This window comes from Rhodococcus sp. P3_B8 (genome assembly GCF_056402775.1).
This window is the reverse complement of sequence record NZ_JBFUGT010000349.1, coordinates 1-6,370: the sequence shown is the minus strand read 5'-3', so window position 1 is coordinate 6,370 and position 6,370 is coordinate 1. Positions and strand designations below refer to the sequence as shown.

Annotated in this window: 4 protein-coding genes and 2 pseudogenes; 2 read left to right on the top strand and 4 right to left on the bottom strand. The window is 69.2% G+C overall.

Annotation, left to right across the window (positions count from 1 at the left end):
• The 4 genes from AC1D1G_RS39885 to AC1D1G_RS39870 all read right to left on the bottom strand — a co-directional run.
• Positions 1–595: PAS domain-containing protein (locus AC1D1G_RS39885; RefSeq protein WP_477956349.1), on the bottom strand; the 595-nt coding region annotated here is incomplete at its 3' end.
• A 500-nt stretch (positions 596–1,095) separates the two neighbouring features.
• Complete coding sequence (locus AC1D1G_RS39880) at positions 1,096–1,938, bottom strand: class I SAM-dependent methyltransferase (protein ID WP_477956348.1); 843 nt, start codon at positions 1,936–1,938, stop codon at positions 1,096–1,098.
• Between the two features lie 219 nt (positions 1,939–2,157).
• Entirely contained in the window at positions 2,158–2,688 is a 531-nt protein-coding gene (locus tag AC1D1G_RS39875) for a DinB family protein (RefSeq protein ID WP_477956347.1), read from the bottom strand.
• A 33-nt stretch (positions 2,689–2,721) separates the two neighbouring features.
• Positions 2,722–3,591 (bottom strand): helix-turn-helix domain-containing GNAT family N-acetyltransferase, encoded by an 870-nt coding sequence (locus tag AC1D1G_RS39870; protein ID WP_477956346.1) that lies wholly within the window; start codon positions 3,589–3,591, stop codon positions 2,722–2,724.
• Positions 3,592–3,693: 102 nt separating this feature from the next.
• Between AC1D1G_RS39870 and AC1D1G_RS39865 the strand changes: the two are divergent.
• Both AC1D1G_RS39865 and AC1D1G_RS39860 read left to right on the top strand, forming a co-directional pair.
• Positions 3,694–5,044, top strand: a pseudogene (locus tag AC1D1G_RS39865) (NAD(P)-binding domain-containing protein).
• Between the two features lie 3 nt (positions 5,045–5,047).
• Positions 5,048–6,187 (top strand): annotated as a pseudogene (locus AC1D1G_RS39860) (MFS transporter); the annotation flags it as partial.
• Between the last annotated feature and the right edge of the window lie 183 nt (positions 6,188–6,370).

Here is a 6,370-nt window from a genome sequence, read left to right as displayed (position 1 = left end):
AGGCGAGCACCCGCAACGCACCGCCCGGCTCCTCGGCCCGGGCCACCGAGGCGCAGTTGACCCCGACCAACGCGGCGGCTGCGTCCGCCGCGGCCACGAGGACGTGGTCGAGGTCGCCGTCGACGGCGAGCTGACTCAGGTCGGCGAGGGCGCGTTGTTCGCGGACCCGGTACGCGGCCGCCTCCAATGCGGTGTGCAGGCGCTGTTCGTGCTCCTGGGCGGTGCGCAGGTCCTGGGCGATGCAGGCGATCACCGCAGGGCGCTGGTCCTCGGTGTGCTCGATCACGTAGGTGGACAAGGTGACCGGGATCGGTTCACCGGTGAGGAAGTGCCGAAACTCCGACCGGCCCTCCCACCGGCCCTGTTCGAGCAGGGCTGATTCCATCTCGGGGGCCTGGATGAATCCGACGTCGGTGAAGAACTCCGGCGCCCAGCGGGCGGCGACGGCCGCCTCGTCGGTCAATCCCATCAGCTGCATCCCGGCGGGGTTGAGGTAGCGCAGGCGTCCGGTGTCGTAGTCGGCGAGTGCGACCATGTTCTGGGCATGCTCGATCGCCGACAGCAACATGCGGGCTTCCGCTGTGTCCGGTTTCATCCTGGCCGTTCCTCCCAGCCTCGATGTGCGGCGCCGCCCTGGTGTCCACCCTTGCAGGTCGAGCCTTCGCATTGCTTGTGATGATTCGAGTGAACACCGACAGATCCGATCAGTCGATGGGCGATGCGTCCAGATCGCGGGTGCACCGTCCCTCGCTTGCATCGTGACGGTGCCGGTGGTCGGGTCCAGTTACGTTTTCGGGTTCGGCGTTCGGGGCCCGTCGATTCCCGCACCGCCGCCTACGTCCGCGGCAGATTCGAGACAGAGGTCGAATCAGGAGGCAAACCCAACAGGCGAACCGATACCCGGCCGAAGACCGGGGCGGCTCCTCCAACCAACAGGCCTTCGATGCTCGTAGTACCGCAGCGTCTTCCGCATTCGCTCCGGCGCGGGCGGCGACCTCCCAGTGGTACGCATGCCGCCATTCTCAAACTCTGCGGCGAAGGCGGTGAGTTCCGCGATCCTGGGACCCGCTGCCGGTGAGCGAGGGCCAATGCGGGCTACCGCTTGCGTGCGGTGACGAGCAGGTACTCGGCCTCGTAGAGTGTCCGACCGGGCGCATCGGCCCGATTCCATGCGGTGAGGAACTGCAGGAAATCTCGCTCGAGGTTCGCGATCCGATCCGGGTGCGCGGCGTTGTGGTGGTACACGGCGATCGTCGGGCCATAGTTGCGTTTCCAGAACTCCCGGAACTCGGTCGGGTCTGCGAAGCGGTCGATCATGAGCGACTGGCGGCGGGTGTCGAGCGCGGTCACCCGGTCGCCGAACAGGTCGCGGACGTGTTGCTCGTCGCCCCACAACGGCGGCGGGGTCGCACCGCGCGGCGGGGGCGGTGCGTAGGGTCCCATGGTCTTGAACAGGTTGCCGATCAGGCCCTGCGGTGTCCAGTTGATAATCGCGATGGTGCCGCCGGGCCGGCAGACTCGCAGCATCTCGTCGGCGGTCTGCCGATGGTGCGGCGCGAACATGGCTCCGACGACCGAGATGACGGCGTCGAAGCTGTCGTCGTCGAACGCCAACGCCTCTGCGTCGGCCTCGACCCAGTCCAGCTCGACGCCGCGCTGGGCGGCGATCGCTCGCCCGGCGTCGAACAGTTCCGGTGTCAGGTCCGACGCGACGACGGTGGCGCCGCGTGCGGCGGCCGGGATCGCGGCGTTGCCGCTGCCGGCGGCCACGTCGAGCACCCGCTGGCCGTCGCGTATATCGGCTGCCTCCACGAGCACCTCGCCGAGGGTCGGGATCAGCTCGGCGGCGACGGTCGGGTAGTCGCCGGAGGCCCACAACGCCCGGTGCTTGGCCTTGAGCGCGCGGTCGGTGTCTGTATCGGGGGGAATGGTGGTCATGAAAGTGTCCTCGTACTCGATGTCGGGTGTCGGGATGTCGGCACACCTATAGACGCCGGTTGATTCGGAAGGATGCACGCGAGGTGATCGGCATGGTCGCCTCCGTGCGACTGATGCCTCGACTCGTTGCCGTGAACCGGGCCCCGCCAGCTCCCCGAGTCGCTGGCGGAGTCCGCCTCAGGAAGCCTGACTGCGCGCTGCGGCACTCGGCTGAATACGTCAGCCGAGTGTGAGCTGGGCGCGGTGGAAGTCGAAATGCTTGCCCGGGTATCGGTACACCTGCTCGGCGGTCATGACCTCGTCGAAGAACGGATCCCAGCGCACCGGAAAGGCCATGCTGCGCCGCAGGTTCATCTCAGATTCCTTGGACAGGGAGCGTTGCAGTTTGGCGATGACACGGTCGCAGTGGCGGCCCATCCGGCGGCGGTCGAACACCGTTGCCGCCGCGCACGATCCGAGGTAGTTGATCTCGTGGAACACCGGTGTTGTCGTGTCCAGGGCGCGGGCGAATCCGCGGCCGATCGGGTCGGGCAGCCGGGAGAACACCCGGACCAGAACCAGCAGCCGGCGTACCGCCATGTAGCCGAACACCATGTGGAACAGCAACTGTTCGTTGGTCCAGCGGGTGCCGTTCGAGCGGCGCTCGAAGTCCTCCGGCGAGGCGTGGTCGAGGAGGTCGTGCAGTGCCCGCCGGGCGCGGTCGAGGTCGGCGGCGATTGCGGCACGATCAACAGGTGGCGGCTCGGACATCATGTGCCCCAGACGGTTCTGGTTCGAGGGGGACTATCCGGCCACTGGGGAGCGGCGTTCGAGGAAGACGGTGTCGCGCCAGATGCCGTCGAGTTGGGCGATGCGTTCGCGCACCCCGATGGTGCGAAATCCCGCGGAGTGATGCAGGGCGATGCTGGCCCGGTTCTCCGGGAAGATCGAGGTCTGCAGCGTCCACACTCCGGCCTCGTCGGCGGCGATGACCTGGGTGCGCAGCAGGGCCTTGCCGACGCCGCGCCCGCGCATCCCGTCGGCGACGTAGATCGAGTTCTCGGCGACGCCCTGGTAGCAGTCCCGCCCGGAGGTCGGGGTCAGCGCCGCCCAGCCGACCACGACGTCGTCGATCTCGGCGACCCACCGATGCCCGGGCAGCCACTGCGCGTCCAGGGTGCCGCGGGTGGGGACTTCGGTGGTGAAGGTGGCGGTGCGGGTGGCGATCCCCTCGCCGTAGATCCGGCGCACCGTCTCCCAGTCCTGCTCGCGCATCGGGCGGACGGTCACGTCGTCGGGGAGGTCGTCCGGGCAGCACGGGCGCGGGGTGAGCACACCCATTACCGCGTCGGCGGCGTGCGGGAGGCCGGTGCAGCAGGACGGGTTGACCACGACGACGGTGCTGGTGCCGTTCTTTTCGGCGGTGACGAATCCGACGTCGGCGAGCTTGCGGACGTGATGCGAGACGGTGGGCTGCCCGATCCCGAGTGCCTCGGCCAACTCACCGACGGTGATGCCCGCGGGATGGCTGGCGACCTGGTGCAGCAGCCGGACTCGGGTCGGGTCGGCCAGGCAGGCGAACCACCCGGCGTAGGTGGCCGCATCGTCCGGCGCCAACGCATCCACCTGATCGGCGCCGGGGGTGCGGAGGGCCGGCATGTCCAGGGAAGTCATGGGTTCACTATATCGATATCCGTCGATGGGTGCATTCATCGACAGACGTCGATACTCTCCCAAATCAGAGGATCGATGAACGTCGATGAAAGGATTTTCGAGATGAACACCATGCCCGTAGTCGTCGTAGGGGCCGGACCGGTCGGCCTCGCCGCCGCGGCGCAGCTGCGTGAACGCGGCCTGACGCCGCTGGTTCGAACGCTGGGAGAGCGCCGGTGCCGCGATCGTGGAATGGAACCACGTGCGGCTGTTCTCCCGCTGGGGTGAACTGATCGACCCCGCCGCCCGCCGCCTGCTCGAGACCACGACTGGACCGCCCCGGACGACGACACGTACCCGACCGGCCAGGACTGGACCCGCGACTACCTGGTCCCCTTGGCGACCGCGCTCGGCGACGACATCGTGCAGCTGAACACCGAGGTGGTCGGCGTGGCCCGCCGCGGCCGCGACCGGGTCGTCGACGCCGGCCGCGACACCGAACCGCTGTCGGTGCACCTGCGCCGATCGGACGGCACCGAGGGCCGCATCACCGCCCACGCCGTCATCGACGCCTCCGGCACCTGGACCACCCCCAACCCCCTCGGCGGGGAGGGCCTGCCCGCCCTCGGCGAGCGCGACGCCGTCGATGTCATCGAGTACCGGGTCCCGAACCTCGCCGACGAGGCAGTGCGAGCGAGGTATGCGGGCAAGCACATCGTGATCGCCGGCAGCGGGCACTCGGCGATGACYGCGATCGTCGCTTTGGCCGACTTGGAGAAGCAGGCGCCGGGCACCCGGATCAGCTGGGTGCTGCGTCGCGGCGACGTCGGCTCCACCTTCGGCGGCGACGACGACCAGCTGCCCGCCCGCGGCGCCCTCGGCCTGCGCGCCAAGGCGGCCGTGGACGCCGGACTGCTGACGGTGGTTCCCGGATTCCGCACCGCCACCATCGAACCCGACGACGGTGACCGGGTGGTGTTGGTCTCCGACACCGGTGCCCGCATCGACGACGTCGATCGGGTGGTGGTGCTCACCGGGTTCCRCCCGGACCTGTCCTGGTTGTCGGAGATCCGCCTCGGCCTCGATCCGGTGCTGCAGGCGCCGGTGGAGTTGGCGCCGTTGATCGACCCGAACGTGCACTCCTGCGGCACCGTCTACCCGCACGGGGTCGCCGAGCTGTCGCATCCGGAGCCGAATGTGTTCCTGGTCGGGATGAGGAGCTACGGCCGCGCCCCGACGTTCCTGGCGATGACCGGCTACGAGCAGGTCCGCTCCATCGCCGCCGCCCCTGGACGGGGACCATGACGCCGCCGCCCGCGTCGAGCTCACGTTGCCCGAGACCGGGGTGTGCGGCGGGGCCGGGGTGTTCGACGACCCCGACAACATCTCGGCCGACGCCGAGGACGCCCCCGCTGGGTGCTGCGCTGCCCCGGCTCAGGCGCTGATCACTCTGTCCGCCCGTGCGGGCGGATAACCGATGACGGACACCAGGACCCTGCCGCAGACCACCCCCACGCTCGATCGGGGTGGTCTGCGGCGGGTCCTGGCGGTGCTGTGCCTGACCGAGATCACCAGCTGGGGCATCCTGTACTACGCGTTTCCGGTGCTGTCGGTGTCCATTTCGGCGGACACCGGGTGGTCGCTGCCGGTGCTCACCGGCGGCGTTCTCCCTCTCCCAGCTCGCCGCCGCCCTGACCGGCATCCCGGTCGGGCGGATCATCGACCGAATCGGCCCGCGGGCGGTGATGACCACCGGATCCGTCCTCGCCGTCCCCGCGCTGCTGGTCGTGGCGGCCGCCCCGAACCTGCCGATCTTCTACGCCGGCTGGATCGCCGCCGGGATCGCGATGGGCGCGGTGCTGTATCCACCCGCATTCGCCGCGCTGACCCGCTGGTACAGCGACGGCTATGTCAAGGCGCTGATGATCCTCACCCTCGCCGCGGGGTTGGCCAGCACCGCCTTCGCCCCGCTGACCGCGGCCTTGGTGGACCGATATGACTGGCGGGCCACGTATCTCGTCCTCGCCGCGATCCTGGCGATCATCACCGTACCCGGGCACCTTCTGGGTTTGCTGGGCGGTGGCCGCACCCACCCGCACCGACCGGGACGCATCCAGTCGATCACCGGGACGCCGCCCACAGCCGCGCGTTCCTCGCCCTCGTCATCGCCCTGAGCCTGGGGGCGTTCGCCGCGTTCGCCGGGGTGTTCAACCTGGTGCCGCTGCTGATCGAGCAGGGCTTCTCCCCGTCCCTCGCGGCCCTGACGTTGGGGTTGGGTGGGGCCGGGCAGGTCCTCGGCCGCATCGGGTACCTCCCGTTGGCGGCGCGCATCACCGCCCGCACCCGGATCGTGGTGATCCTTGCCGCCACCGCCGCGTCTACGGCGTTGCTCGGGATCGTCTCCACCACCCTCGCGTTGATCTCGGTCGCCATCGGTGCCGGGCTGGTCCGCGGGATCTTCACCCTGATCCAGGCGACCGCGATCACCGACCGGTGGGGTGCCACCCATTACGGGCGCCTCAATGGGCTGATGTCCGCGCCGGTCGTCATCGTCATGGCCCTCGCACCCTGGGCCGGGACGGCCCTGTCGTCGCTCACCGGCAGCTACGCCCACGCCTTGAATCGTCCCGGGTTTGATGCGCACCTTCTTTCTTGGGAAGGTAATCCTTATGCCGAATGTCTATCCAGCCGAGGTGCGAGAGAAGGCCGTGCGCCTGGTCCTCGAGCACCGTGGTGACTACGCCTCGGAATACGAGGCGATCCGCACAATCGCCGAACGGATGTCACTGAAGACGGAGAC

Excerpts from the sequence above, each read along its gene's own strand:
- AC1D1G_RS39870 (WP_477956346.1), bottom strand. The coding sequence starts at position 3,591 with ATGACTTCCCTGGACATGCCGGCCCTCCGCACCCCCGGCGCCGATCAG.
- AC1D1G_RS39875 (WP_477956347.1), bottom strand. The coding sequence starts at position 2,688 with ATGTCCGAGCCGCCACCTGTTGATCGTGCCGCAATCGCCGCCGACCTC.
- AC1D1G_RS39880 (WP_477956348.1), bottom strand. The coding sequence starts at position 1,938 with ATGACCACCATTCCCCCCGATACAGACACCGACCGCGCGCTCAAGGCC.